Genomic DNA, 24,331 nt, shown 5'->3' on the forward strand with positions numbered 1-24,331 from the left:
TAAGCCTGACATATCAGGCGGGAGTTTCCTCCCAGGACGCAGCCTTGACCGGGTTGCTGAGCTCGCCAATACCCTCCACACGGCACACAACCGTGTCTCCGGGCTGGATGCGTGCACACTCCGCCGGGAAGCCTGTGAGGACCAGGTCGCCGGCGTGCAGGGTCATAAAGGAACTGAGGTACACGAGGATCTCGTCCACCTTCCAGCCGAGGTCGTCGCTGCTGGCGGCTTTTAGCTCGGTGCCGTTGTGGACGATGCTAATGGACAGGTCCGAGTCGTCGAGCTCCGTCACGATCCATGGGCCAACGGGAGTGAAGGTGTCCTGGCTCTTGGCGCTGATCCACAGTTCGTCCGACTTCTGCAGATCGCGCGCCGAGACATCGTTGCCGATGGTGAATCCAAGGATGGCGCTCCGGGCAGTCGCCAGGGTCAGGCCACGGACGGTGTGCCCGACGACGACGGTCAGTTCCGCTTCCGGGTCCACGTAGCCAACCGTGGAGCTCAGTTCAATGGCGTCGCCGGGGCCGATCACGCTCGATGCCGCCTTGTGAAAGGCCTGCGGCGGGAGGTCGCGGCCGGCCTGGCCGGTGTTGTGCGCCATGCCGAAGACGTTAAAGGGGACCGACGGCGCCAGGAACGTGAACGAGTCCTGGTCTACTACCGTGCCGGCCTCCCAGCCCGGCCGGGCCGGGTGGCTCGCGTTTGCGCGGGACGCCTCGAAGGGGGAATCAACAACTGTCCAGGACCGGCCGGCGGCGGAGGCGAAGTTCGGGGCGTCATTGGCCACGAAGAAATGCTCGTCGGCAACAGCCGGAGACAGGGGGCGGACACGGGCAAGGCGGCGGGGAGCGCTGGCAGTCATGATGACATCCTACGTCCTCAGGCCGACTCCCGGCAGCGGCGACCGCCGGTGGCTGGCTCAGTACAGCTCGCCCACCGGGATCTCCACGGCCAGGCGGTTGGAGGGGCCGGGCAGCGGGCAGACCCAGGCCTCGTTGTATGCGCAGGACGGGTTGTAGGCAAAGTTGAAATCCAGGACAAACTCGGCGCCCGCCCCGGAACCATGGACCCCGTGGAATGCGCCCTTGATGGTGTCCAGGAGATACCGGCCGGCGCCGTACGTTCCGCCGGGCTGGCCGGCCGTGGCGTCCCGGAACGGCACGAAAATCCCGCCGCCGTAACCGTGCAGCTTCCACACGCCCAGCTGGCCCAGTTCGGGTAGGTCGAACGTGCCCAGCCGGACAAAACGGACCACACCGTCAGTGGCGGTTTCCACGGTCATTTCCCGGCCGGCCCCCTCAAGGGTCAGCGGCACATAAAAGCGATAGATGGGATCGTAGTCGGCCGTCTTCAGGCCGGAGAACTGCGACTTGTCTTTCACGCTGAGGGCTGAGGCCGGATGCGTGGCGAACATACGGTCGCGTTCATGCCGCCAGAGGGAATGGGCCTCCGCCGGATCTTCAGCGGCAACCTTCCGCACCGTGTCGTACAGGGCAAAAGTCCGCAGCCGCCAGTCCGCAATGTCGATGGCAGAGATGTCCGCCAGGCTCTCAAGGTCCGCGCCATACTGCTCATCCGCCATAGGCACCAGCCTAGTCCCTTGCGTGCGGGGAATGTCCGACGGCGACACGAGGCTCCGGCTCCTGGCCGCCGTCGTCCGCCGATAGGCTGGCTGCATGACACACAAGGCGACAATGTGGGGAGTTCGGACGGCAGCGCTGCTGATGGTCGGCGCGATGGCGGCCGGCTGCAGCGCGCCTGGCAACAGCGATTCAGCGTGGACGGCGCAGCCGGACACATCGGCCAGCCCTGGCTCCAGCACGAGCTCAACCGCCCGCGCCACCGGGTCCCCGTCGTCGGATCCTTCTGCCACAGCGGGCGCCACGACGTCCACATCACCGGGCCCGGCCACAACAGCTGCTGCCTGGAAGACCTTTACCGACCCGGCGAAGACCGTCAGCTTCGACCTGCCGGAGGAATGGATCGCCCAGTCCGTCACGCCGGAGGACGGTACGTTGCCGGGTGCCCTGAAGATCGAGGTGAAAAAGCAGGACGGCACGGTGGTGGCTGCCCTGCGGACAGGGCTGCCGCCGTCGTCGTCCGAGTGCCCCGAAGCTGCCCGGAAACCCTACGTGGTGATCAGCAGCGTGCCGCTGGACCTTCCCGGCCTGACGGCGGAAGGCACCATCGCACCGCACGTGGTGTTCCGCGTCATCCAGGGCTACCGCTACTTCGGCTCCTACGGCATCACCAATATTGTGGGCGGGGCAGGCGGCCAAGCCTGCGAACTGCGCAACGTGGTCCGTGGCCCGGCCGGGAAAGGGGACTACTCGTTCGGTGACCTCGGAGTCCTGAAAGCCTTCGCCCCGGATGAAAAAGTGGCCCCGGCCAAGGCGTTCGACACCCTGGGCCAGGCCGCAAAGTACGTGGACGAGAGCTCGGAATTCGCGAACGTCCAGCGGATGCTAATGTCTCTGGAGATCAAAAACTAGTCCCGCCCCCGGCTCCTCATCCCCGGGCCAGAGCGGGAAGTTCTGCCACTACCTCACACCCCGGAGATACATGGAACGCACCGTTTCAGCACGTATGGTTGTCAGGACCATCGCCGACACGAAGGCAGCCCTGGCCATCGCTGTGGCCAGGAATCCCGGCTACACCTCGTTTGACGAATCCCTGACTGTCACGGCCGACGGGCAGCCGGTTCCATTACAGGAACTCGCGGACCATCATGGCGGCCGCCTGCACTATATGGAATTCGTTGAACCCACCGAGGTCACCGTTGAGTACTCGGCGACGGTGGCAGGGCAGGCCGTCCCGGAAGAAGCCACCCTGGCTGAGCTCATCCGCTACGTGCGGCCAAGCCGCTACGCGGAGTCGGACCGGCTCCTGCCCACGGCCTACGCCGAATTTGGCGGCCTGCACGGTGCCGAACTGCTCCAGGCCGTGCGGAGCTGGGTCTTCGGGGAATTGCGGTACATCAGCGGTTCGTCCAGGGGTACTGACGGCGCCGTCGAAACCCTGCTGCACCGCAGGGGAGTGTGCCGGGACTTCGCGCACCTGGCCATCGCCCTGCTTCGTTCCAAGGACGTCCCGGCCCGGCTCGCCGCCGTGTACGCGCCGGGGCTGAGTCCCATGGATTTTCACGCGGTAGCCGAGGCGCATGTCAACGGCGCCTGGCACGTCATCGACCCCACGGGGCTGGCCCCGCGGGAGTCGATGCTGCGGATCACAGCCGGCCGCGACTCGTCCGACACCGCGTTCCTGTCCACGGTGGGCGGCCGCCTGACCCTGACCGAACTGCGCGTCAGCGCTGTGGTCAACGGCCAGCTGCCGTCGGAAGATCCGGCCAAGCTGGTCATGCTGGGCTAGTTTCCCGGCACCGCCCGGTCACTGCCGGGCGGTGAGTTCCCGGCCAGATACTTCCCGGCCAGTTAGTTCCCAGGCGGTTACTTTGCCGGCCGCGCTCCCACGGAATGCCGGAGTTTCTCGGTCAGCCGCTGAAGTTCCTTCTGCTCGGCAGCCGTCAGGGCCGGCCCCACCAGGCTGGAGATGTCGCGCACATGCTCCCGGCCGATCTCCTTCTGGAGGGCAGACCCCTCCTCGGTGAGCTTCAGCAGCACGCCGCGGCCGTCGTCGGGCGCCGCCATCCGGACCACGAGCCCGCGCTTTTCCAGCCTCTCAACCAGCCTGCTGAGGCTCGACTGGCTCAGCAGGACATGGTCATTGAGTTCATTGAGCCGGAGCCAGCCGGACGGACACCGGGAGAGTGTAAACAGCACGTCGTATTCGTTCAGTGCCACTTTTCGGAAAGCGGGACCGGCCTGCAGCCTGCGCATCACGGCAACCTGCGCCCGGAACAGGGATTCCCAGGTTTCCGCTGCCAAACGGATGGGTGATTCGTTGCCGCCGGCAGCCATCACGCCTCCGAAGGGGCAGTGTCAGACGCCTGCGCAGCCATCAGCGCGGCCACGCGGCCGGCGTGGGTGGGCGGGTCCGGGACGTGCGCGGGCTTGAGTGCCGCGTATTCCTTGCGGAGGACCGGGAGGACTTCCTCGCCGAACAGGTCAAGCTGCTCCAGCACCGTCTTCAGGGGCAGGCCCGCGTGGTCGATCAAAAACAGCTGGCGCTGGTAGTCGCCGAAGTACTCGCGGAAGGTGAGGGTCTTTTCGATGACTTCCTGCGGGCTGCCCACCGTCAGCGGTGTCTGGGAGGTGAAGTCCTCCAGCGACGGGCCGTGGCCGTAGACGGGTGCGTTATCGAAGTAAGGCCGGAATTCCTTCACGGCATCCTGGGAGTTCTTCCGCATGAAGAACTGGCCGCCGAGGCCAACGATGGCCTGGTCCGCCTTGCCGTGGCCGTAGTGCTCGTAGCGCTCACGGTAGAGGCTGATCAGCTGCTGGTAGTGCTCCTTGGGCCAGAAGATGTTGTTCGCGAAGAACCCGTCGCCGTAGTAGGCGGCCACTTCGGCGATCTGCGGTGTGCGGATGGATCCGTGCCACACAAAGGGGGCCACGCCGTCGAGCGGGCGCGGGGTGGAGGTGAAGTTCTGCAGCGGCGTTCGGAATTTGCCGGACCAGTTCACCGTGTCCTCGTCCCACAGCCGGCGCAGCAGGCTGTAGTTTTCGATGGCCAGTTCCACGCCGTCCTGGATGTTCTTGCCGAACCACGGGTACACCGGAGCCGTGTTGCCGCGGCCCAGGACCAGATCCACGCGGCCGTCGGCGAGGTGCTGGAGCATGGCGAAGTCTTCGGCGATCTTGACCGGATCGTTGGTGGTGATCAGCGTGGTGGTTGTTGAGAGGGTGATCCGCTCGGTCTGGGCGGCGATGTACGCGAGGGTGGTGGTGGGCGAGGAGGAGAAGAACGGGCGGTTGTGGTGCTCGCCGAGGGCGAAGACATCCATGCCGATTTCCTCGACTTTTTTGGCGATCGCCACGGCCGCCTTGATGCGTTCGTTCTCCGTGGGCGTCCGGCCGGTGGTGGGGTCAGTGGTGATGTCACTGACGCTGAATACGCCAATCTGCATGGTGTGCCTTCCGTTTCCTGGACTTCTCTGGACTTCTCTGGGCTTGTTTCCACTATACCCGAGTTTCATGCGTTTGCATGTATCGACGGATATAACATCTCCCCGGTGAGAATATTCCAGGCGTTACTGCGGGTCGCCCGGAGCGGCGCGGCGGCCACTGACGCGGGGCACCATACCGGTGGTCCAGTCGCGGAACTCGGCATCGACATCGTCCGCCGCGGCAAACTCCGGGCGCTGCTGCATGGCACGGAGCAGTGCCTTTGTTTCCCGCCGTCCCTCCACAAGCCGGTACAGCACCGGAACCAGCACCAGGGTCAGCGCTGTGGACGAGACCAGGCCGCCGATCACCACCACGGCCAGCGGCTGGGAAATGAAGCCGCCGCCCCCGGTCAGGCCGAGCGCCATGGGTGTCAGGGCGAAAACGGTGGCCAGCGCGGTCATCAGGATGGGGCGGAGGCGCTGCCTCGCGCCATGGGTGATTGCGTCCGGCACGCTCATCCCTGCGCTGCCGTCCCGTGGCTGCCGGTACTGGTTGATGAGGTCGATGAGCACAATGGCGTTGGTGACCACAATGCCCACAAGCATCAGCATGCCGATCAGCGACGGCAGGCCCAGCGGAACGCCCGTGGCCAGCAGCAGCGCCACGGCACCGGTGGCAGCAAAGGGAACGGACACCAGCAGGATCAGGGGCTGGATCAGCGACTTGAAGGTGGCCACCATAATGACGTAGACAATCGCGATCGCCGCGAGCAGCGCCAGGCCCAGCTGCTGGAAGGACTCAGCCTGCTGGGTGGTGGCGCCGCCGAGTTCCGCCGTGACCCCCGCTGGGAGGCTGACGTCCGTGAGGCGCTTCTGCACCTCCGCGTTCACCGCACCAAGGTTGGAGCCCGACGGCGTGACTGACACTTTGGCGGTCCGCTGGCCGTTGCTGGCGGTAATGGAGACCGGCACGTCCACCTGTTCCACGGCCGCGATGCTGCCCAGGGTGACGGGGGCGCCGGATGCCGGGAGTGGGATGTTGCGCACGGCGTCGATGCTGGTGAACCGGGTGCCCTTGCCGATCTGGACCGGAAAGTCGTTGGTGTCGATCCGGACCGTCCCTGCGGGGATGGGGCTGATCGTGGCAGCCAGGACGCCGGCTACCTGTTCCTCGTTCAGTCCGGCCGCCGCGGTCTTGGCCCGGTCAACCTTGACCTGGACCACCGGCTGGCTGGCCGCGAGGTTGGTGGTCACCTCGCTGGTTTCCGGCACGCCGGTCATGGCTTCCACCATGGCCTCGCTCGCCATGCGGAGGTCCTCGGACGTTGCCGCCTTGATGGTGATGTCCACCGTGGAGGACGTCCCGAAGCCACCCTGCTGGGAACCGACAGTAATTTTCCCGGAACCGGCCACCTTGCCCACTTCAGCCCGGACGGTTTCCTGCAGCTTTGCCTGGTTCGCCTTCTCATCCGTCACCACAGTGAACGAGGAATTGGCGGAGCCGGAAGACGTCAGGGCGGCAAAACCGGCCTGCGCGTTGCCGGAGGTGACCTGGACATTCTTGACCCCCTCGATGCCGCGGAGGACTTCCTCGACCTTAACGGCGGCAGTGCTGGTGTCGGCCAGGCTGGTGCCCGCCGGCATCACCTGGCGGACAGTCATGCTGTTCTGGCCGGAATCGCCGAGGAGGTTGGTGGACAGCAGCGGCGTCATGGCCGCCGTGGCGCCGAGGACCAGAACGGCGGCGACCAGCGTCAGCACCGGATGCTTCTGGGTCTTGCTGAGGACCGGCAGGTACGCACGCTGAAGCCGGCTCTTCTGTTCGGCCTCCTGGGCCTGGGCACGGGCTGCGGCAGCAACACGGGCGGTAGCTTCGCGGGCAGCAGGCGGACCGGCAGCGGAACCGGCGGGGCTCTTGAGGAACCAATAGGCAAGGACCGGCACGATGGTCAGCGATACCAGCAGGGATGCCAGCAGCGCCATGGTGACTGTCAGGGCGAAGGGCCGGAAGAGTTCGCCGGCGAGCTCACCCACAAAGGCAATGGGCAGGAAGACCGCCACGGTGGTCAAAGTGGAGGCTGTGATGGCGCCAGCCACCTCCCGGATGGCGGTGAGGATCGCCGGGACTTTCTCCTCCCCGTAGCTGAGGTGGCGTTTGATGTTTTCGATCACCACAATCGAGTCATCCACCACCCGGCCGATCGCAATGGTGAGCGCGCCCAAGGTCAGGATGTTCAGTGAATAGCCGGTCGCGGACAGGCCAATAAACGTGATCAGCAGCGAGAGCGGAATGGACACCGCAGTAACTAGGGTGGAGCGGGCAGACATCAGGAAAACTAGGATGACGGCGACGGCGAAGCCCAGCCCGAGCAGGCCCTCGGTGGTGAGGTCCTTGATGGACTTCTCGATGAACGGGGCCTGGTCGAACACGGCCGTGAATTTTGCGTTGGACCCCAGTTCGGCCTCAAGGTCCGCCAACGAGTCGTTCACGGCGTGGGAGATTCCCACGGTGTCTCCCTCGGGCTTCTTGGTCACGGACACCGCCAGCGTTTCCTGGCCGTTGGTCCGGGTGATGGAGGTCCGTTCGTTGTCCTGCAGGCTGACGTCGGCCACCGTGCCGATCGTCGCGGCATCCTTGGCTCCGCCCAGGGGCAATGCCTTGATGGCGTCCAGGGAATCCACCGGGCTGCCGATCTGGAGGGAGAGCGTCTTGCCCTGCTCCTGGATGGTCCCGGCCGGGATCAGCGCGCCGTTGTTGCCGAGGGCGTTGCGGATGGACTCGATCGTGGCGCCCTTGGCGGCCATCGCTTCGGGACGGGGGAGGATCTGGATGTGCTGGGTGGCGCCGCCGGTCACGTCGGCTCCCCGGACGCCGTCGATCTTCTGGAGCCGGGGAACGGAGAGACGCTGGAGGTCGGCGTTGAGTTCGCTCAGCGGTTTGTCCGAGGACACTGCCAGGAAGACGATGGGGAAATCGCTGATGCTGCCCGCGATGGCCTGCGGCTGCACGTCCTCCGGCAGGGAACGCTTGGCGTTGGAGATGGCCCGGTCGATCTGGTTCCGGGCGCGGTCAAGGTTTGTCCCGTAGGTGAACACCATGGAGATCTGTGAGACGCCGTTGCGCGACGTCGAAGAGGTGGACTCCAGGCCTTCGACGCCGTTCAGGGCAGTTTCCAGCGGTGCGCTGACCTGCTTGTCCACCACTTCAGGTGACGCGCCGGGCATGGCAGAGAGGACAGTGATCTGCGGGAACTCAATGGAGGGGATGAGTTCCTGTTTCAGCGATGACATGGTGATCACGCCGAACACCGTCGCGAAGACGGTGATCAGCGCGATCAGCGCCCGGTTTGCCAATGAAAGTTGTGCCAGCCGGAACATCGCGGGTCTCTCCTGTGGGGTTGACGGACTCCTATGGACCGGACCGGACCGTCCAGCCGGGCCTGACGCCCGCCGGACTGCCGGGCGTCAGTGGTTGGCGGAAACGCTCTCCAGCTGCAATGCCTTGGCCGTTGCCGTCTCGAGGTCTGCGGCCAGATCCGGATTCTCATCCAGCTTGACGCCGTAGCCCGGCATCATGTCCTTGAGCTTGCCCTGCCAGCCCTTGAAATTCTTGGGGAAGGACTTCTGCAGCAGTTCAATCATGATGGGCACGGCCGTGGAGGCGCCGGGCGAGGCCCCAAGAAGCGCCCCGATGGTGCCGTCGCGGCCGGCGATGACTTCGGTGCCGAACTGGAGTACGCCACCCTTTTTCGGGTCTTTCTTGATGATTTGGACGCGCTGGCCGGCGGTGATGAGTTCCCAGTCGCCGTCCTTGGCCTCGGGGTAGTACTCCCGGAGCGCCTCCACCTTGTCGCCGTGGCGCTTGGCTACTTCTTTCACGAGGTAGGCCGTGAGGTCCATATTGTCCTTGGCCACAGCCAGCATCGGGATGATGTTGCTGGGACGGATGGACAGCGGCAGGTCAAGGTACGAGCCGTTTTTCAGGAAGTTCGTGGAGAAGCCGGCGTAAGGGCCGAACAGCAGTGAACGCTTCCCGTCCACATAGCGGGTGTCCAGGTGGGGGACTGACATGGGCGGGGCACCCACCGAGGCCTGGCCATAGACCTTGGCGCTGTGCTGGGCGGCCAGTTTTTCGTCGGTGCAGCGGAAGAACTGGCCGGATACGGGGAAGCCGCCGTATCCCTTGCTCTCCGGAATGCCGGAGGCCTGGAGGAGGTGCAGCGCACCGCCGCCGGCGCCCACAAACACAAACTTGGCATGTATGTTGCCGTGTTCCCCGGAAGCCGGGTGCTTGGTCGAAAGGTCCCAGCCGCCGTCGGCCGCCTTGGAGATCCCGGTGACGTCATGGCCGTAGTTGATTTCGACGCCGTTGTTCCCGAGATAGGTGGTCAGCTCACGGGTGAGTGCCCCGAAGTCGACGTCGGTCCCCTCCGTTGCCCGGGTCGCGGCGATCCTCTGCTTGGGGTCGCGGCCCTTGACGATCAGGGGTGCCCACTTGGCGATCTGCGCGTGGTCCTCGGAGTACTCCATGCTGCGGAACAGCGTGTGGGGCTTGAGCGCCTCGTAGCGGGTCTTGAGGAACTTGGTGTTGTTCTCGCCGATCACAAAACTCATGTGCGGGACGGTGTTGATGAAGCCCTTCGGCGAGCCGATCAGGGATTCTTCCACAAGATGGGACCAGAACTGGCGGGACAGCTGGAACTGTTCGTTGATGAGCAGGGCCTTGGCCGGGTCCACCGAGCCGTCTTTGGCTGCGGGGGAATAGTTGAGCTCGCACAGGGCGGCATGTCCCGTTCCGGCGTTGTTCCAGGGGTCGGAGCTTTCCAGCCCGGGCTGATCCAGGCGTTCGAACAGGGAGATGGTCCAGTTCGGTTCAAGCTGCTTGATGAACGCCCCGAGCGTGGCGCTCATGATGCCGCCGCCAATCAGTACGACGTCGGCATGTTGGGTCTTGGATATGAAGGTCACAATCAGTCTCCGATAGCAGCGGCTCTGGCTGTCAAAGAATATCCCCGGGCAGCCCGCATACTGAAATTGGGCCGGACCGTCAAGGCTTTAGCTGTACCTTTGTGAAAACTTCATTCAGTACCGGGGACGCCGGGTAGCTGCTGACGCGGTCCGAGAGTGCGAGGGCCGAGATGGGGAAGGCGATGGGAACGGCCGGCACAGTGGCCGCGATCTGGGCGTTGATGGTGTGGTACTGATCGTCGCGTTCCTTGCCTGCGGGGAGGCCCCGGGCGCGGTTGATCTTGGAAAAGACCTGCGGGTCCTGGTATCCGAATTCGCCGTTCTTCTCGCCGAACAGCGGGCCCACAAAGTTATCGGCGTCGGCATATGCGCCGTTCCAGCCGAGCAGGTGGAGCCCGTGGTCCCCGGGTGACTGCACCTTCTGGAGATAGCCCGCAGACCAGTCCACCGGGACAGGTTTGATGTTGAGCCCGACGGCGGTCAGTTGCCGGCTGATTTCGGCGTAGATTTTCTCCGGCGTGGGCAGATACGGGCGGGTGGCATTGAGGGGATAGTAGAACCTGAGTTCCTCCCCGTTGTAGCCGGCCTCGGCCAGGTAGGCCTTGGCCTTGACCGGGTCGTGGCCCAGAGCGGGAGCGTCGTTATTGAAACCGCTGATCTTGGGCGGGACGAACTGTGAGGCCTTGGCGGTGTTGTCGATAAAGAACTTGCGGATCAGGGTTTCCTTGTCGATGGCCAGTTCAATGGCCTGCCGGACCTTTTCGTTCTGCAGGACCGGAATTTCCTGGTTGATGCCCAGGTACATCACCGAAAAAGGATCACGCTGGACGATCTGCATGCCCCGCTTGACCAGCTGATCGAAATTGCCCACCGTGACGGCGTCGTAGCCGTCGATCTTGCCGTCCAGGAGGGCCTGAAGCCGCGTCTGGGGGTGGTCGTACGTGACGAAATTGATGGTGGAGATCTGCCCGCGGTCACCCCAGTAGGTTTTGTGGCTGACGAGCCGGACACTCGCTTCGTCCCAGGAGGCCAGGCTGAACGGTCCGGTGCCGACGGGGTTGGTGGCGAACCGGGAGACCGGGTTTCCGCCACGGGTCTGGTCCAGGACGTCCGCTGTGCCCGCGGTGAGGGCTGCCGGGGACGCCATGGCGAACGCCGGCAGCGTGAGCGCCTGGAGGAACGCGGTAAAGTTCTGGGTCAGGTCGATCCGCACAGTGTCAGCGGACAAGGCCGTACAGCTCTTGAAAATGGAGAGCGCAGCATCGTCGGAATGTGCCTTGAACACGCTTTTGAACGAGCTTCCCGGAGCTTGCCGCCGCAGTTCCGGGGAGAAGGCGAACCAGCGGTTGAAGTTGGCACACACGGCGTCGGCGTTAAAGGGCGTGCCGTCCTGGAACGAGACGCCGCTGCGGAGTTTGAACGTATAGGAGCGGCCTTCGTCGGCTTCGGACCATTCCGTTGCCAGCAGCGGCGTGGGTTTACCGGTGGTCTGGTCCACACCCACCAGGCCTTCGAGGATCTGCCGAGTGATCCGGTAGCTTTCCACATCGCTCGAGAGCGCAGGGTCAAGGCCCAAGGGCTGGGACGCCGTGCCGAAAGTGAACGTTTCGGTGGGCTCAACGCCGGCGGGCGCCGTCGAAGGGGACGTGGATGTTGGTGACGGCGAAGGGATGCCGGTACAGGATGTCAGACCTAACGCCATAAAAACGGCGCCGGTCTTGATGACCGTTCGCCGCGAAGTACTGCTGGGCACTCGTCTATCACCTCTGGCTGCTTCTGGCCGGCGCCGCCGACTGCGGGCCAAGGACACAGTCTAGTTGACGCAACCCGGTGTTCCCTGGGCACACGCCCAGAGGCCCGTTCCGGCGGGAACAGGCCTCTGGGCGTGAAAGCGGGACTACTTGGGCATAAGCACCGAGTCGATCAGGTAAACGGTGGCGTTCTTGGTCTTGACACCGCCGCAGATGACGCTGGCACCGTCAACCATGAGGGCATCCTTGCTGCCGGTAACCGTGACTGAACCGCCCTGGACCGTGGCGTGTGTGCCGGCGATCTTGTCCGGGGTGATCTGGCCGGGGACCACGTGGTAGGTCAGGATCTTGCTCAGCAGGGCGTCGTCGGTTTTCAGCGTTTCAATGGTGGCCGCGTCGATCTTGGCGAAGGCGGAGTCCACCGGAGCGAAGACTGTGAACTCGCCGCCGTTAAGGGTGTCAACCAGGTCAACCTTGGGGTTCAGCTTGCCGGAGACAGCTGCCGTGAGGGTGGTCAGGATGGGGTTGTTGGACGCCGCGACCGCTACCGGGTCAAGGGCCATGCCGGCAACCGAGCCTGCACCGGTGGGGACCTTCTCCGCGTAGCCGGCGCAGCCTGCGCCAACGAGGTTTGCGGCCGGATCCATGGCAGCAGCACTGGCGGACGGTGACGGAGCCATTTTGGAAGCCGACGGTGCGGCGGCCGGAGCGGAGGAGCTCGGGGTTGTTGATGCGGCTCCACCGCAGGCGGTGAGGCTCAACAGGGCTGCAGCTGCAACGCCTGCGACGGTGAAGGATGTGCGCTTGAATGACTGCATTTCGGTTCTCCTTGTTTGTGCCGATTTCTTGCCTGCCGCAGACTTGGTGCCTGCCGCGTGGCCTTTTCCGACTGTTGGGCACCTGCCCTTGGCTGGTGTCTCAATGGGTATTCGGCCGGAGCGCGGAAGCGGATGGGTGGATCGCCAAGAGTTTTAAATTTGGCGCCAAACCGGAGGAGAACGGCGTGGCTGGCAGCAGTTAAACGACAGAGATCCCGGGCCTGTGGGCCCGGGATCTCTGTCTATGTGTGCGCAAGGGGGGATTTGAACCCCCACGCCCGAAGGCACAGGAACCTAAATCCTGCGTGTCTGCCAATTTCACCACTCGCGCTTGGCAGGTGCCGCCGCTGTCTTGACCTTGGCCAGATGGCCAACGGATAAAAACGTACGACGGCGGATGCCAGTTTCCATTGTAGCCTCGGGCAGGCGGGGTTCCGGTCAGCCGGTTCCTGCCTGCCCGCACCGGCGGCTCACGCGTTGTGCGCTACGCGTCCAGCGTGAGGTCGCGGCGCAGTTTCGCCACGTGGCCGGTGGCCCGGACGTTGTACTGGGCCAATGCCACTTTGCCGTCGGGATCGATCACCACGGTGCTGCGGATCAGTCCCTCATAGGTCCGTCCGTAGTTCTTCTTTTCGCCCCAGGCTCCATAGGCCTCGGCCACGGCGTGGTCCCCATCCGAGAGCAACGGAAAGCTAAGGTCCTCATTGGCGGCAAAGGCAGCAAGTTTGTTCACCGAATCGGGGGAGATGCCCAGGACCCGATAGCCGGCCGACGTGAAGGACGCCAGGCTGTCGCGGAAATCGCATGCCTGTTTAGTGCAGCCCGGGGTTGCGGCGGCCGGGTAGAAATAGACGATGGTGCTGCCGCCGTGACGGGAAGCAAGGCTGACGTCCTTACCCGACGAGTCCTTCAGGGTGAAGCCGGGAGCCAGGTCACCGGTCAAGAGTCTGTCAGCCACTATTAATCTCCTCGTTGCAGGCGGAACGCACCATTTTAGTAAGCATCCAGAGCCGGTGCTAACCAGCCTTGGCTATACTTGCTGGTATGCCTGACATGGATCGCTGGCCCACTGGGCGCCTATTGTCCACTGCGGCACGCCTCGTTGAACACTCCTGGAACGAAAAGCTAAGTGCCATCGGACTGACGCACGCCGGCGTGATCGCTATCGAAGTCCTCGCAGCTCAAGGACCTATGACCCAGGCCCAGCTCGCCCAATATGTGCGCGTTCAGGCCCAGACCATGGGTAAGACCCTTAGCCGGTTGGAGTCCCACGGCCACATTGCCCGTGTCCGTAGCACCTCGGACCGCCGCAGCCAGGTGGTGTCCCTCACCGACAGCGGCCGGAAAGCCGCAGCCGCAGCAGTTGAGATGGAGCGGGCGGTGCTCGCTGCGGCAACCATTGACCCTGACGTCCTGCGGCAGGAGCTCCAGGCCGTGGTCCGTGAGCTGGCCAGCCAGTTCGCATCGCCGGCCACCCGGGCTTTGGTGGACGGCGCCCCTCTCGGCTAGGAATCCCGGAATCCGGAAAAGACCTCTCCGGCATCCCCGCTGCAAAGTTCCGCAGTGGTGGTGCCGGATTTTTTGGCCTAATGTCATTGCCGATGTAATTCTCGCGCCAGAAACAGAAACAGCCCCTGGCCGCGTTTCCGCGTGCCAGGGGCTGTATTTCCCTTGGTGCACCCCCCGGGACTTGAACCCGGAACCCATTGATTAAGAGTCAATTGCTCTGCCAATTGAGCTAGAGGTGCATCTCTTTTGTGGTGACCTTCCGGGCTTTTTCTTTCCCGGTTGATCTCCGCAACGACATGAAACTCTACACGAACTTTCGGGCCATGTGAAATCGAAGCCGCCGTTGCCCCGAGCTTCAGCCGGGAGGGCCCAGAACCAGCACAAAATCAGGGTTTTTGTTGTTAGTAAGCAGCCAGAAGCCGCCGTCGGGGGTCCTGATGACGTCCCGGATCCTGCCGTATTCGCTTGTGAAATAGGCCACAGGCGCACTGGCCTCCTCGCCGGACAGGGCCACCGTCCAGAGGCGTTGGCCGCGCAGGGCTCCGAGGTAGGCGGTGGACCCGACAATTTCCAGGCCGCTGGGCGAGGAGTCCGCCGTGGAAGACCAAACCACCTTCGCATCGCGGAACCCCTCCCGGTGCGGCGCCCCGGTCACTGCGGGCCACCCGTAGTTGGCTCCCGCGGCGATGAGGTTGAGCTCATCGTTGACGTCCGGGCCGAACTCGCTGGCCCAGAGCCGTCCGGCGCTGTCCCACGCCAGTCCCTGGACGTTCCGGTGCCCCAGGCTGTACACGGCATTGTCAAAAGGGTTGCCGGGTGCGGGGTCACCCTCGGGAGTCAGCCGCAGGATCTTCCCGCCCAGGGCGTTCGGGTCCTGCGGCTGCTCCCGGTGCTGGGAGTCGCCAGTGCCCACGTACAGGAACCCGTCTGGGCCGAACCGGATCCGGCCGCCGTTGTGCGTGGATGCCTTGGGGATTCCGGAAAAGACCACCTCGGGGTCGCCAAAGTCCAAGGATCCGTCAGGCTGTTCGGTCAGCTTGAGCCGGGCAATCCGGTTGTCCTGCGCAGACGTGAAGTACAGGTAAAGGTAGTTGTCGGCCTCGAAGCCGGGGGAGAGGGCGAGTCCCAGCAGGCCGCCCTCACCGCCTGGGTCTACGCCGGGGACCTGGCCGATAGTGGTCGCCCGGCCATCACGGACAGCCTTCAGCAGTGCTGAGTCACGCTCGGAGATGATGGCGATCCCGTTCGGCAGGAATACCGCGGCCCAGGGAATGTCGAGCTGGAGATCGAGGCGGCCCACAACTTCCGGCGGCGTGGTTTTTCCCGTGGCGGTTGTGGTGACGGGGCCGGTGGCATTGCCCGTACCGGTGACGCTGCCGGTGTGAGCGTCGTTGGCGTCCCCCGTGCAGCCCGACAGCAGCAGGGCCAGGCACACTGCGAAGGCGCCCGCAGCGGGCTTGACCGCCGCGAACTCCCGGAAGGGCGCCTGCGCCCGTTCAGATGCGGGTGCGCCGGGGAGCCCGGAAACCGGCAGCCTCCGCGTGGGACGCCGACTCAAACCAGACGTCGGCTTTCGTCTGCTCATAGTCAGGATGCCCCTCTTCGTAATAGACCATCGATCCGGCGTCGGCCTTGACCTCGAAATCCGCCGGGCCGCTCCCGTCCGGGCCGGGCGACGCTGAGCCGGCGCCGTAGGGCTGGTCCGCGGCCAAGTGTCCCGTTGGTTCCGGCGCAGCTTCGTTGTCCGCCACCGCTGCGGGCTCCATGGTCGCGGGTTCCGCAGGCTCTGTGGGTACTGCAGTCTCCGTGGAACCTGCGGTTTGCGCGGATTTCGTGGTTGCCGCGCCACTGGCTGAATCGACAGCGTCCGGTTCCACGTCCGAGTACCCGTCCCCGTCCCCGTCCCCGTCCGCTTCAGCGGCTTCGGCAGCGGCCGTTTCGGCGCCGGGCAGCGTAGGCGCATGGGGCTCCGTGTATTCCGAGTGATGCACGAATCCGGTGTCCTGGGCCGGTGGTGCTTCGGGCAGCGGAGTGCCTGCCATAGCGGTGGACGCTTCGCCTGCCGGCCGGTGGCTGGCGGCCGCGGGGGTTGGCGCGCTTGCCTCTGACCACTGGGTTTCCCACTCGGCTTCGTCTGCCTCCCGGCTGCCGGGTTCCTGGATTACAGGCTCCGGGGTTGTTGGCTCCTGCGGGCGAGCCGGATCCTCGGGACGGGCCCGGCCCTCAGGGGGCGACGGTTCCTCAGAGCCAGCCGACCCTTCAGGGGATGACAGTTCGTCGGAGGGCAGGCGTTCCGGTGCATCAGTTGCGGCAGTATCCGTGGAACCGGCAGAGTCGGCTTCACCGTCGGCGTCCTGGTGTTCTGCCGCGCTGGACCGCTCGGGCGATTCGTCCGCCGTCGTCGGCGCTGCCGGCTCAGCAGCGCCGAAGCCCGCAGCGCTGGGGATGCCCGCCGTGCCGGCGGCTTCCGCCGAGGCAGCCGCGCTTCCGCCGGCCAGGCCGCCGTCCGTCCGGATCGGCATGGAGTCGCCTGTGCCCGAGGAGCTGCCGCGGTTCAGCAGCCACCATACAACGCCCACGATCAGCACAATGAGGATAATCCAGAAGACAAAATCCATAGCAGGGCCCTTCAGTCCGGAAGGCATGGTTGCCGTTCCCTGACGGTACGTCGGCGCGAACGGGACTGTCTAGGTTCCGGCGGGCCGGTAAGGGTCCGTCTCAAAATTTGAGACGAGAGTCCACTATTTGATCGAAATATTCCTGAAAATGGGCCAAACGGGCCATTCGGGTCGTTGGCGTCCCGATCGGAGTCATAGACTTTGACCCATGAGTGAGGACACCCAAACAGCAACCGAGAACAAGATCGATATCAAGCCCCGCAGCCGGGTCGTCACCGACGGGATCCATGCCGCCCCCGCGCGCGGCATGTTCCGCGCAGTCGGCATGGGCGACGACGACTTCGCAAAGCCCCAGATCGGCGTTGCGAGTTCCTGGAATGAAATCACTCCCTGCAACCTCTCCCTGAACCGGCTGGCCCAGGGCGCCAAGGAAGGCGTCCACGCAGGCGGCGGCTTCCCCATGCAGTTCGGCACCATCTCCGTCTCCGACGGCATCTCCATGGGCCACGAAGGCATGCACTTCTCCCTCGTTTCCCGTGAGGTCATTGCCGACTCCGTGGAAACAGTGATGCAGGCCGAGCGCATCGACGGTTCCGTCCTGCTCGCCGGCTGTGACAAGTCCCTGCCGGGCATGCTGATGGCTGCCGCCCGCCTGGACCTCGCCAGCGTCTTCTTGTACGCGGGCTCCATCATGCCGGGCTGGGTCAAGCTCGAGGACGGCTCCGAAAAGGAAGTCACCCTCATTGACGCCTTCGAAGCCGTCGGTGCCTGTGCCGCCGGCAAGATGAGCCTCGAAGACCTGACCCGCATCGAAAAGGCCATCTGCCCCGGCGAAGGCGCCTGCGGCGGAATGTACACCGCCAACACCATGGCCTGCATCGGCGAGGCGCTGGGCATGTCGCTGCCCGGCTCGGCCGCCCCGCCCTCGGCAGACCGCCGTCGTGATGAATTTGCCCGCAAGTCCGGCGAAGCAGTGGTGAACCTGCTCCGCCTCGGCATCACCGCCCGGGACATCATGACCAAAAAGGCGTTCGAAAACGCCATAGCCGTCACCATGGCCTTCGGTGGCTCCACCAACGCCGTCCTGCACCTGCTGGCCATCGCCCGCGAAGCTGAAGTCGAACTGAACCTGGAGGACTTCAACCGCATCGGCGACAAGATCCCGCACCTGGGTGACCTCAAGCCGTTCGGCCGCTACGTTATGACGGACGTCGACAAGATCGGCGGTGTGCCGGTCATCATGCGCGCGCTGCTCGACGCGGGCCTGCTGCACGGCGACTGCCTCACCGTCACCGGCAAGACCGTTGCCGAGAACCTCGCCGCGATCAACCCGCCGGACCTGGACGGCAAGATCCTCCGTGCCATGGACAATCCGATCCACAAGACCGGCGGCATCACCATCCTGCACGGTTCCATGGCGCCGGAGGGTGCCGTGGTGAAGAGTGCCGGCTTCGACGCCGACGTCTTTGAAGGCACCGCCCGCGTGTTCGAGCGTGAGCAGGGCGCCCTGGCCGCCTTGGACAAGGGCCTGATCAAGGCCGGGGACGTTGTGGTCATCCGCTACGAAGGCCCCAAGGGCGGCCCCGGCATGCGCGAGATGCTCGCCATCACCGGTGCCATCAAGGGCGCAGGCTTGGGCAAGGACGTTCTGTTGCTGACCGACGGACGCTTCTCCGGCGGAACCACCGGCCTCTGCATCGGCCACGTGGCACCGGAAGCTGTCGACGGCGGCCCCATTGCCTTCGTCAAGGACGGGGACCGGATCCGCGTGGACATCGCCGCCCGCAGCTTCGACCTGCTGGTGGATGAGGCCGAGCTCGAATCCCGCAAGATCGGCTGGGAGCCCCTCCCGGCCAAGTTCACCAAGGGTGTGCTCGCCAAGTACGCGAAGCTGGTCCACAGTGCCTCGACGGGCGCATACTGCGGGTAGTAAGTCCGGTTTCGACTGGCTCAACCACCGGCCGCTGGTTGAGCCCAACTAGGTAGCAGTAACTGTCGTTATGAGCGCTCAAAACGACAGTTACTGCGACCCAGTTGGGGAACGTGGCCAACTAGTGGACAACGGTGTCCACACTGTGAGATGTGCACCACCCTCGTTGACACGCATCTCACGCAGAGGGAAAACTGAACGCATGATCGTATTCGTTACCAGCTGCGCCGCTGCAGATGCAGTCGTCGTCCTTACCAAGCGTGTGGCTGACTAGCCCGACTGGTAACGAACTGTCACGCGCAACCCCTCGAAAAGCCGCAAGGCTGAGGGGTTTTTTTATTTCCCGCATTTCCAAGTACACAGATGATCCACAAGGAAGAGTCCGATGAGCAAAGGATCGCCGATCAGCCCCTCGCTGATGGCTACTAAGTCCGCTGGAGCCCCCAAGGCTCCGGAACGCGCCGACCGAACGGCTGACCAGGCCGCCGTCGTCGCTGATCTTGCCGCTGTCTCTCCTGTCCTTGGGCCGAACAACGTTGTACCCCCAACGGTGATGACCGGCTCACAAGCTATTGTCCGATCGCTCGAAGAACTCGGCGTCGACGATATTTTTGGTTTGCCTGGTGGCGCTATCCTGCCTACCTATGACCCCTTGATGGCCTCCAGGATGAATCACATCCTGGTCCGTCACGAACAGGGAGCCGGCCACGCCGCGCAAGGCTATGCCATGGTTACCGGCCGGGTAGGCGTCTGTATCGCCACCTCGGGCCCCGGTGCCACCAACCTCGTTACCGCCATCATGGATGCCCACATGGATTCCGTGCCGCTGGTGGCCATTACCGGCCAGGTGTCCAGCGCCGTGATCGGCACCGATGCGTTCCAGGAAGCAGACATCGTGGGCATCACCATGCCGATCACGAAGCACTCCTTCCTGGTCACCAACCCCCAGGATATTCCGCATGTCATGGCCGAGGCCTTCCACCTCGCGTCCACGGGCCGCCCCGGCCCGGTGCTGGTGGATATCGCCAAGGATGCCCAGCAGGGACAGATGACGTTCTCCTGGCCGCCGAAAATCGATCTGCCGGGATACCGGCCGGTCACCCGCGGCCACAACAAGCAGGTCCGCGAAGCCGCCAAACTCATTGCCGCAGCCAGCAAGCCTGTCCTGTACGTCGGCGGCGGCGTGGTCAAGGCGCACGCCTCTGCTGAGCTCCGCGAACTGGCCGAACTGACCGGCGCGCCTGTGGTCACCACTCTGACAGCACGCGGCGCCTTCCCGGATTCCCACCCGCAGCACGTGGGGATGCCGGGGATGCACGGCACCGTTTCTGCCGTGACGGCGCTGCAGCAGTCCGATCTGCTCATCACGCTCGGAGCCCGCTTCGATGACCGCGTGACGGGCATCCTGAAGTCCTTCGCGCCGAACGCCAAGGTGATCCACGCGGATATTGACCCCGCCGAAATCTCCAAGAACCGTACCGCCGACGTGCCGATCGTGGGATCCGTCAAGGAAATCATCCCCGAGCTCACCGAGGCGGTCCGCTCACAGTTCGAATCCGCCGGCACCCCGGACCTCACCACGTGGTGGGCGTTCCTTAACAACCTTAAGGAAACCTACCCGCTGGGCTGGACCGAGCCGGAGGACGGGCTCAGCGCCCCGCAGCGCGTCATCGAACGCATCGGCGCGCTGACCGGCCCCGAAGGCATCTACGTTGCCGGCGTTGGCCAGCACCAGATGTGGGCGGCGCAGTTTATCAAGTACGAGCGTCCGCATGCCTGGCTGAACTCGGGCGGCGCGGGCACCATGGGCTATGCCGTACCGGCTGCCATGGGCGCCAAGGTGGGGGAGCCGGACCGCGTGGTCTGGGCCATCGACGGCGATGGCTGCTTCCAGATGACCAACCAGGAACTGGCCACCTGCGCCATCAACAAGATCCCCATCAAGGTTGCCATCATCAACAACTCGTCGCTGGGCATGGTCCGCCAGTGGCAGACCCTGTTCTACGAGGGCCGCTACTCCAACACGGACCTCAACACCGGCCACGAGACCGTCCGGATCCCGGACTTCGTCAAGCTGGGGGAGGCCTACGGTTGTGCTTCCTTCCGCTGCGAGCGGGACGAGGATATTGATGCCACCATCCAGAAGGCCCTCGAAATCAATGACCGCCCTGTGGTCATCGACTTCGTGGTGAGCCCCGACTCCATGGTGTGGCCAATGGTGCCCGCCGGCGTGAGTAACGACCAGATCCAGGTTGCCCGCAACATGACCCCGGAATGGGAAGAGGAGGACTGAACATGACCCGCCACACACTGTCCGTTCTGGTTGAAGACAAGCCCGGTGTACTGACCCGCGTCGCGAGCCTGTTCGCCCGACGCGCCTTTAACATCAACTCCCTGGCCGTCGGCCCGACGGAAGTTCCGGGCATGTCCCGGATGACCGTCGTCGTCGACGCCGATGGTGACCTTATTGAACAGGTCACCAAGCAGCTCAACAAGCTGGTCAACGTGATCAAGATTGTTGAGCTGACCCCCGAATCTTCCGTACAGCGAGACCACATCCTGGTCAAGGTACGTGCGGATGCCGCAACTCGTCTGCAGGTGACCCAGGCTGCAGACCTGTTCCGTGCTTCAGTGGTTGACGTCTCCACAGACTCCGTGGTCATTGAAGCAACAGGCCACCCCGAAAAGCTCACGGCGCTGCTCTCAGTGCTCGAGCCCTTCGGCATCCGCGAAATTGTGCAGTCCGGCACCCTGGCCGTTGGACGGGGATCCCGCTCCATGAGTGACAGGGCTTTGCGCAGCGCTTAGTAAGGCGGGGCGCAGCCCCACCTGCGGCGCATTGCCCGTGCAGTACCGCAACACCACAGACTATTTACCCAGTGAACACACTCAAGAGGAGTTACCCAAGTGACTGAAATGTTCTACGACGACGACGCCGACCTGTCGATCATCCAGGGTCGCAAGGTTGCCATCGTTGGCTATGGCTCCCAGGGCCACGCCCACGCGCTGAACCTGCGCGATTCCGGCGTCGAGGTTGTCATCGCCCTCAAGGAAGGCTCGAAGTCGATCGCCAAGGCCGAAGAAGCCGGCTTCAAGGCTCTCAGCGTTGCCGACGCCGCCGAATGGGCCGACGTCATCATGATCCTGGCACCGGACCAGCACCAGCGCTCGATCTACAACGACTCCATCAAGGCCAAACTGACCCCCGGCAAGGCACTCGCCTTCGCCCACGGCTTCAACATCCGCTTCGGCTACATCGAGGCTCCGGAGGGCGTTGACGTCATCCTGATCGCCCCGAAGGCTCCGGGACACACCGTGCGCCGCGAATTCGAAGCCGGCCGTGGCATCCCGGACATCATCGCCGTGGAGCAGGACGCCTCCGGCGCAGCCTGGGACCTGGCCAAGTCCTACGCCAAGGCGATCGGCGGCACCCGCGCCGGCGTCATCAAGACCACCTTCACCGAAGAGACCGAAACCGACCTCTTCGGCGAGCAGGCTGTCCTGTGCGGCGGCGTGTCCCAGCTGGTCCAGTACGGCTTCGAGACCCTGACCGAGGCCGGCTACCAGCCGGAGATCGCCTACTTCGAGGTGCTTCACGAGCTCAAGCTCATCGTTGACCTCATGTGGGAAGGCGGCATCGCCAAGCAGCGCTGGAGCGTTTCCGACACCGCAGAGTACGGCGACTACGTCTCCGGCCCGCGCGTCATCACCCCCGCGGTGAAGGAAAACATGCAGGCTGTCCTCTCCGACATCCAGAGCGGTGCCTTCGCCAAGCGCTTCATTGACGACCAGGACAACGGCGGCGCCGAGTTCATGGCCCTGCGTGCCAAGGCTGAGAAGCACCCGATCGAGGCCGTTGGCCGCGAGCTGCGCTCCCTGTTCGCCTGGCAGCAGACGGACGCGGACTACGTAGACGGCTCCGCAGCCCGCTAAGTCTGCCCTTCCGGCGCCATTCACCGTGCAACAGTGAGGCCGGGCTCACACTTAACAATGTGAGCCCGGCCTTTCTGTCAGCCTAGACTTGTTCTATCCCCAGGACTGCAACGCAGAGGATCAGCCGTGTCAAAACCCGTAGTACTGCTCGCCGAAGAACTTTCGCCCGCCACCATCGAGGCCCTCGGCCCGGACTTCGAGATCCGCCACACCGACGGCGCCGACCGGACCCAGCTGCTCGCCGCCATCGCGGACGTGGACGCCATCCTGGTCCGCTCCGCCACACACATGGACGCCGAAGCCATTGCCGCCGCGAAGAACCTGAAGATCATCGCCCGCGCCGGCGTTGGCCTGGACAACGTTGACATCAAAGCCGCCACACAGGCAGGCGTGATGGTGGTCAACGCCCCGACGTCGAACATCATTTCGGCAGCGGAACTGACGGTGGGCCACATCCTTAGCCTGGCACGCCACATCCCGCAGGCGAGCTCCGCCCTGAAAAACGGTGAATGGAAGCGCTCCAAATACACCGGCATCGAACTCTTCGAGAAGAAGATCGGCATCATCGGCCTGGGCCGCATCGGCGCCCTCGTTGCTGCCCGCCTCCAGGGCTTCGACACCGAAATCCTCGCCTACGATCCGTACATCACCTCGGCCCGCGCCGCGCAGCTCGGCGTCAGGCTTGTCACACTCGATGAACTGCTGAGCCAGTCGGACTTCGTCACCATCCACATGCCCAAGACGCCGGAAACCGTCGGTATGCTCGGCGCCGACGCGTTCACCAAGATGAAGTCCACCGCCTACGTGGTCAACGTGGCCCGTGGCGGCCTCGTGGACGAAGAGGCACTCTACGCGGCCCTGCAGGACAAGCAGATCGCCGGCGCAGCCGTGGACGTCTTCGTCAAGGAACCCAGCACGGAACTTCCGTTCTTCGCCCTGGACAACGTGGTGGTCACCCCGCACCTGGGTGCATCCACCGATGAAGCCCAGGAGAAGGCAGGCGTCTCCGTTGCCAAGTCCGTGCGCCTGGCGCTGGCCGGTGAGCTCGTTCCGGATGCCGTGAACGTGGCCGGCGGCGTGATCGCGCCCGACGTCCGTCCGGGCATCCCGCTGATCGAAAAGCTGGGCCGGATCTTCACCGCGCTGACCCACGCCTCGCTGACCCAGATCGACGTCGAGGTGGCCGGCGAGATCGCGGCGCTGGACGTCAAGGTCCTGGAACTTGCCGCGCTCAAGGGCATCTTCGCCGACGTCGTGACTGAGCAGGTTTCCTACGTCAACGCCCCCGTCATCGCCGAACAGCGCGGCATCAACGTCCGCCTGATCACGACGGCGGAAGCGGAGGACTACCGCAACGTCCTGACTATCCGGGGTGCTTTGAGCGACGGCAGCCAGATCTCCGTGGCCGGTACGCTTACGGGCCCCAAGCAGGTGGAGAAGCTCGTCGGCGTCAATGGCTACGACGTCGAGATCCCCATCAGCGAGCACCTGGTGGTGGTTTCCTACGCCGACCGGCCCGGTGTGATCGGCACCATCGGACACATCCTGGGCATGAACAACATCAACATCGGCGGCATGCAGGTGGCCCGGCAGGCGGAAGGCGGCCAGGTTCTGGCGCTGCTCACCATCGACAGTTCCGTTCCGCAGCAGGTGCTTGACGCCATCAAGGCAGGCATCGGCGCCGAGATGGTCCGTGAAGTGGACCTCGAGGACTAGGAACAGCACCGCCATCAACTACGCGTGACCGGAGATTAACGCCGGCCACGTATGATTGGCCGGTCTGCTTACAATGGCTGGGT

At 64.5% G+C, this 24,331-nt stretch carries 19 protein-coding genes and 2 tRNA genes; 8 read left to right on the plus strand and 13 right to left on the minus strand.

Features of this window, described 5'->3' with window-relative positions; translation table 11 throughout:
- Positions 1-13 precede the first annotated feature (13 nt).
- Together AC50YA_RS01550 and AC50YA_RS01555 are read right to left on the minus strand one after the other, a co-directional pair.
- A complete protein-coding gene (locus AC50YA_RS01550) occupies positions 14-862 on the minus strand; it encodes a fumarylacetoacetate hydrolase family protein (protein WP_494980630.1) in 849 nt (282 codons plus the stop codon).
- A 57-nt stretch (positions 863-919) separates the two neighbouring features.
- Entirely contained in the window at positions 920-1,582 is a 663-nt protein-coding gene (locus AC50YA_RS01555; protein ID WP_494980631.1) for a DUF1684 domain-containing protein, read from the minus strand.
- 94 nt (positions 1,583-1,676) lie between these two features.
- Between AC50YA_RS01555 and AC50YA_RS01560 the strand changes: the two genes are divergently transcribed.
- Both AC50YA_RS01560 and AC50YA_RS01565 read left to right on the plus strand, forming a co-directional pair.
- Complete coding sequence (locus AC50YA_RS01560) at positions 1,677-2,492, plus strand: hypothetical protein (RefSeq protein WP_494980632.1); 816 nt, start codon at positions 1,677-1,679, stop codon at positions 2,490-2,492.
- Between the two features lie 70 nt (positions 2,493-2,562).
- Positions 2,563-3,369: a transglutaminase-like domain-containing protein gene (locus AC50YA_RS01565; RefSeq protein WP_494980633.1), complete on the plus strand. Its 807-nt coding sequence runs from the start codon at positions 2,563-2,565 to the stop codon at positions 3,367-3,369.
- 77 nt (positions 3,370-3,446) lie between these two features.
- Here AC50YA_RS01565 and AC50YA_RS01570 read toward each other — a convergent pair whose 3' ends face one another.
- The 8 genes from AC50YA_RS01570 to bcp form a co-directional block, all read right to left on the minus strand.
- Positions 3,447-3,917: a MarR family winged helix-turn-helix transcriptional regulator gene (locus tag AC50YA_RS01570; RefSeq protein WP_160671885.1), complete on the minus strand. Its 471-nt coding sequence runs from the start codon at positions 3,915-3,917 to the stop codon at positions 3,447-3,449.
- Entirely contained in the window at positions 3,917-5,026 is a 1,110-nt protein-coding gene (locus tag AC50YA_RS01575; protein ID WP_494980634.1) for an LLM class flavin-dependent oxidoreductase, read from the minus strand. Before AC50YA_RS01575 ends, AC50YA_RS01570 begins: the two co-directional genes overlap by 1 nt.
- A 123-nt stretch (positions 5,027-5,149) precedes the next feature.
- A complete protein-coding gene (locus AC50YA_RS01580; RefSeq protein ID WP_494980635.1) occupies positions 5,150-8,383 on the minus strand; it encodes an efflux RND transporter permease subunit in 3,234 nt (1,077 codons plus the stop codon).
- Between the two features lie 87 nt (positions 8,384-8,470).
- Positions 8,471-9,973 (minus strand): malate:quinone oxidoreductase, encoded by a 1,503-nt coding sequence (locus AC50YA_RS01585; protein ID WP_494980636.1) that lies wholly within the window; start codon positions 9,971-9,973, stop codon positions 8,471-8,473.
- Positions 9,974-10,052: 79 nt separating this feature from the next.
- Entirely contained in the window at positions 10,053-11,726 is a 1,674-nt protein-coding gene (locus AC50YA_RS01590; protein WP_494980637.1) for an ABC transporter substrate-binding protein, read from the minus strand.
- Between the two features lie 144 nt (positions 11,727-11,870).
- A complete protein-coding gene (locus AC50YA_RS01595) occupies positions 11,871-12,542 on the minus strand; it encodes a fasciclin domain-containing protein (RefSeq protein WP_494980638.1) in 672 nt (223 codons plus the stop codon).
- A 249-nt stretch (positions 12,543-12,791) separates the two neighbouring features.
- Positions 12,792-12,873: transfer RNA gene (locus AC50YA_RS01600), tRNA-Leu, on the minus strand.
- A gap of 153 nt (positions 12,874-13,026) precedes the next feature.
- A complete protein-coding gene (gene bcp, locus AC50YA_RS01605) occupies positions 13,027-13,500 on the minus strand; it encodes a thioredoxin-dependent thiol peroxidase (RefSeq protein ID WP_494980639.1) in 474 nt (157 codons plus the stop codon).
- A 95-nt stretch (positions 13,501-13,595) separates the two neighbouring features.
- Between bcp and AC50YA_RS01610 the strand changes: the two genes are divergently transcribed.
- The gene (locus AC50YA_RS01610) at positions 13,596-14,051 is read left to right on the plus strand and encodes a MarR family winged helix-turn-helix transcriptional regulator (protein ID WP_494980832.1); all 456 of its coding nucleotides are present in this window, start codon (positions 13,596-13,598) and stop codon (positions 14,049-14,051) included.
- A 163-nt stretch (positions 14,052-14,214) separates the two neighbouring features.
- Here the strand turns inward: AC50YA_RS01610 and AC50YA_RS01615 are convergent.
- From AC50YA_RS01615 to AC50YA_RS01625, 3 genes are all read right to left on the minus strand, one after another.
- Positions 14,215-14,290: transfer RNA gene (locus AC50YA_RS01615), tRNA-Lys, on the minus strand.
- Between the two features lie 116 nt (positions 14,291-14,406).
- Positions 14,407-15,609: a PQQ-dependent sugar dehydrogenase gene (locus AC50YA_RS01620; RefSeq protein WP_494980640.1), complete on the minus strand. Its 1,203-nt coding sequence runs from the start codon at positions 15,607-15,609 to the stop codon at positions 14,407-14,409.
- Complete coding sequence (locus tag AC50YA_RS01625) at positions 15,548-16,696, minus strand: sunset domain-containing protein (protein ID WP_494980641.1); 1,149 nt, start codon at positions 16,694-16,696, stop codon at positions 15,548-15,550. Before AC50YA_RS01625 ends, AC50YA_RS01620 begins: the two co-directional genes overlap by 62 nt.
- A 181-nt stretch (positions 16,697-16,877) precedes the next feature.
- Here AC50YA_RS01625 and ilvD point away from each other — a divergent pair, with 181 nt between their 5' ends.
- From ilvD to serA, 5 genes are all read left to right on the plus strand, one after another.
- Positions 16,878-18,599, plus strand: coding sequence for a dihydroxy-acid dehydratase (gene ilvD / locus AC50YA_RS01630; RefSeq protein ID WP_111907887.1), 1,722 nt, complete (start codon positions 16,878-16,880; stop codon positions 18,597-18,599).
- A gap of 385 nt (positions 18,600-18,984) precedes the next feature.
- Positions 18,985-20,892, plus strand: coding sequence for an acetolactate synthase large subunit (locus AC50YA_RS01635; protein WP_494980642.1), 1,908 nt, complete (start codon positions 18,985-18,987; stop codon positions 20,890-20,892).
- Positions 20,893-20,894: 2 nt separating this feature from the next.
- Positions 20,895-21,407 carry an acetolactate synthase small subunit gene (gene ilvN, locus AC50YA_RS01640; protein WP_160671864.1) on the plus strand — a complete coding sequence of 171 codons (513 nt, stop codon included), beginning with the start codon at positions 20,895-20,897 and terminating at the stop codon, positions 21,405-21,407.
- 99 nt (positions 21,408-21,506) lie between these two features.
- Positions 21,507-22,532: a ketol-acid reductoisomerase gene (gene ilvC / locus AC50YA_RS01645; protein WP_494980643.1), complete on the plus strand. Its 1,026-nt coding sequence runs from the start codon at positions 21,507-21,509 to the stop codon at positions 22,530-22,532.
- A 126-nt stretch (positions 22,533-22,658) separates the two neighbouring features.
- Entirely contained in the window at positions 22,659-24,248 is a 1,590-nt protein-coding gene (serA, locus tag AC50YA_RS01650; RefSeq protein ID WP_494980644.1) for a phosphoglycerate dehydrogenase, read from the plus strand.
- Positions 24,249-24,331: the final 83 nt, after the last annotated feature.

It is taken from the genome of Pseudarthrobacter sp. RHLT3-21, from assembly GCF_059383495.1.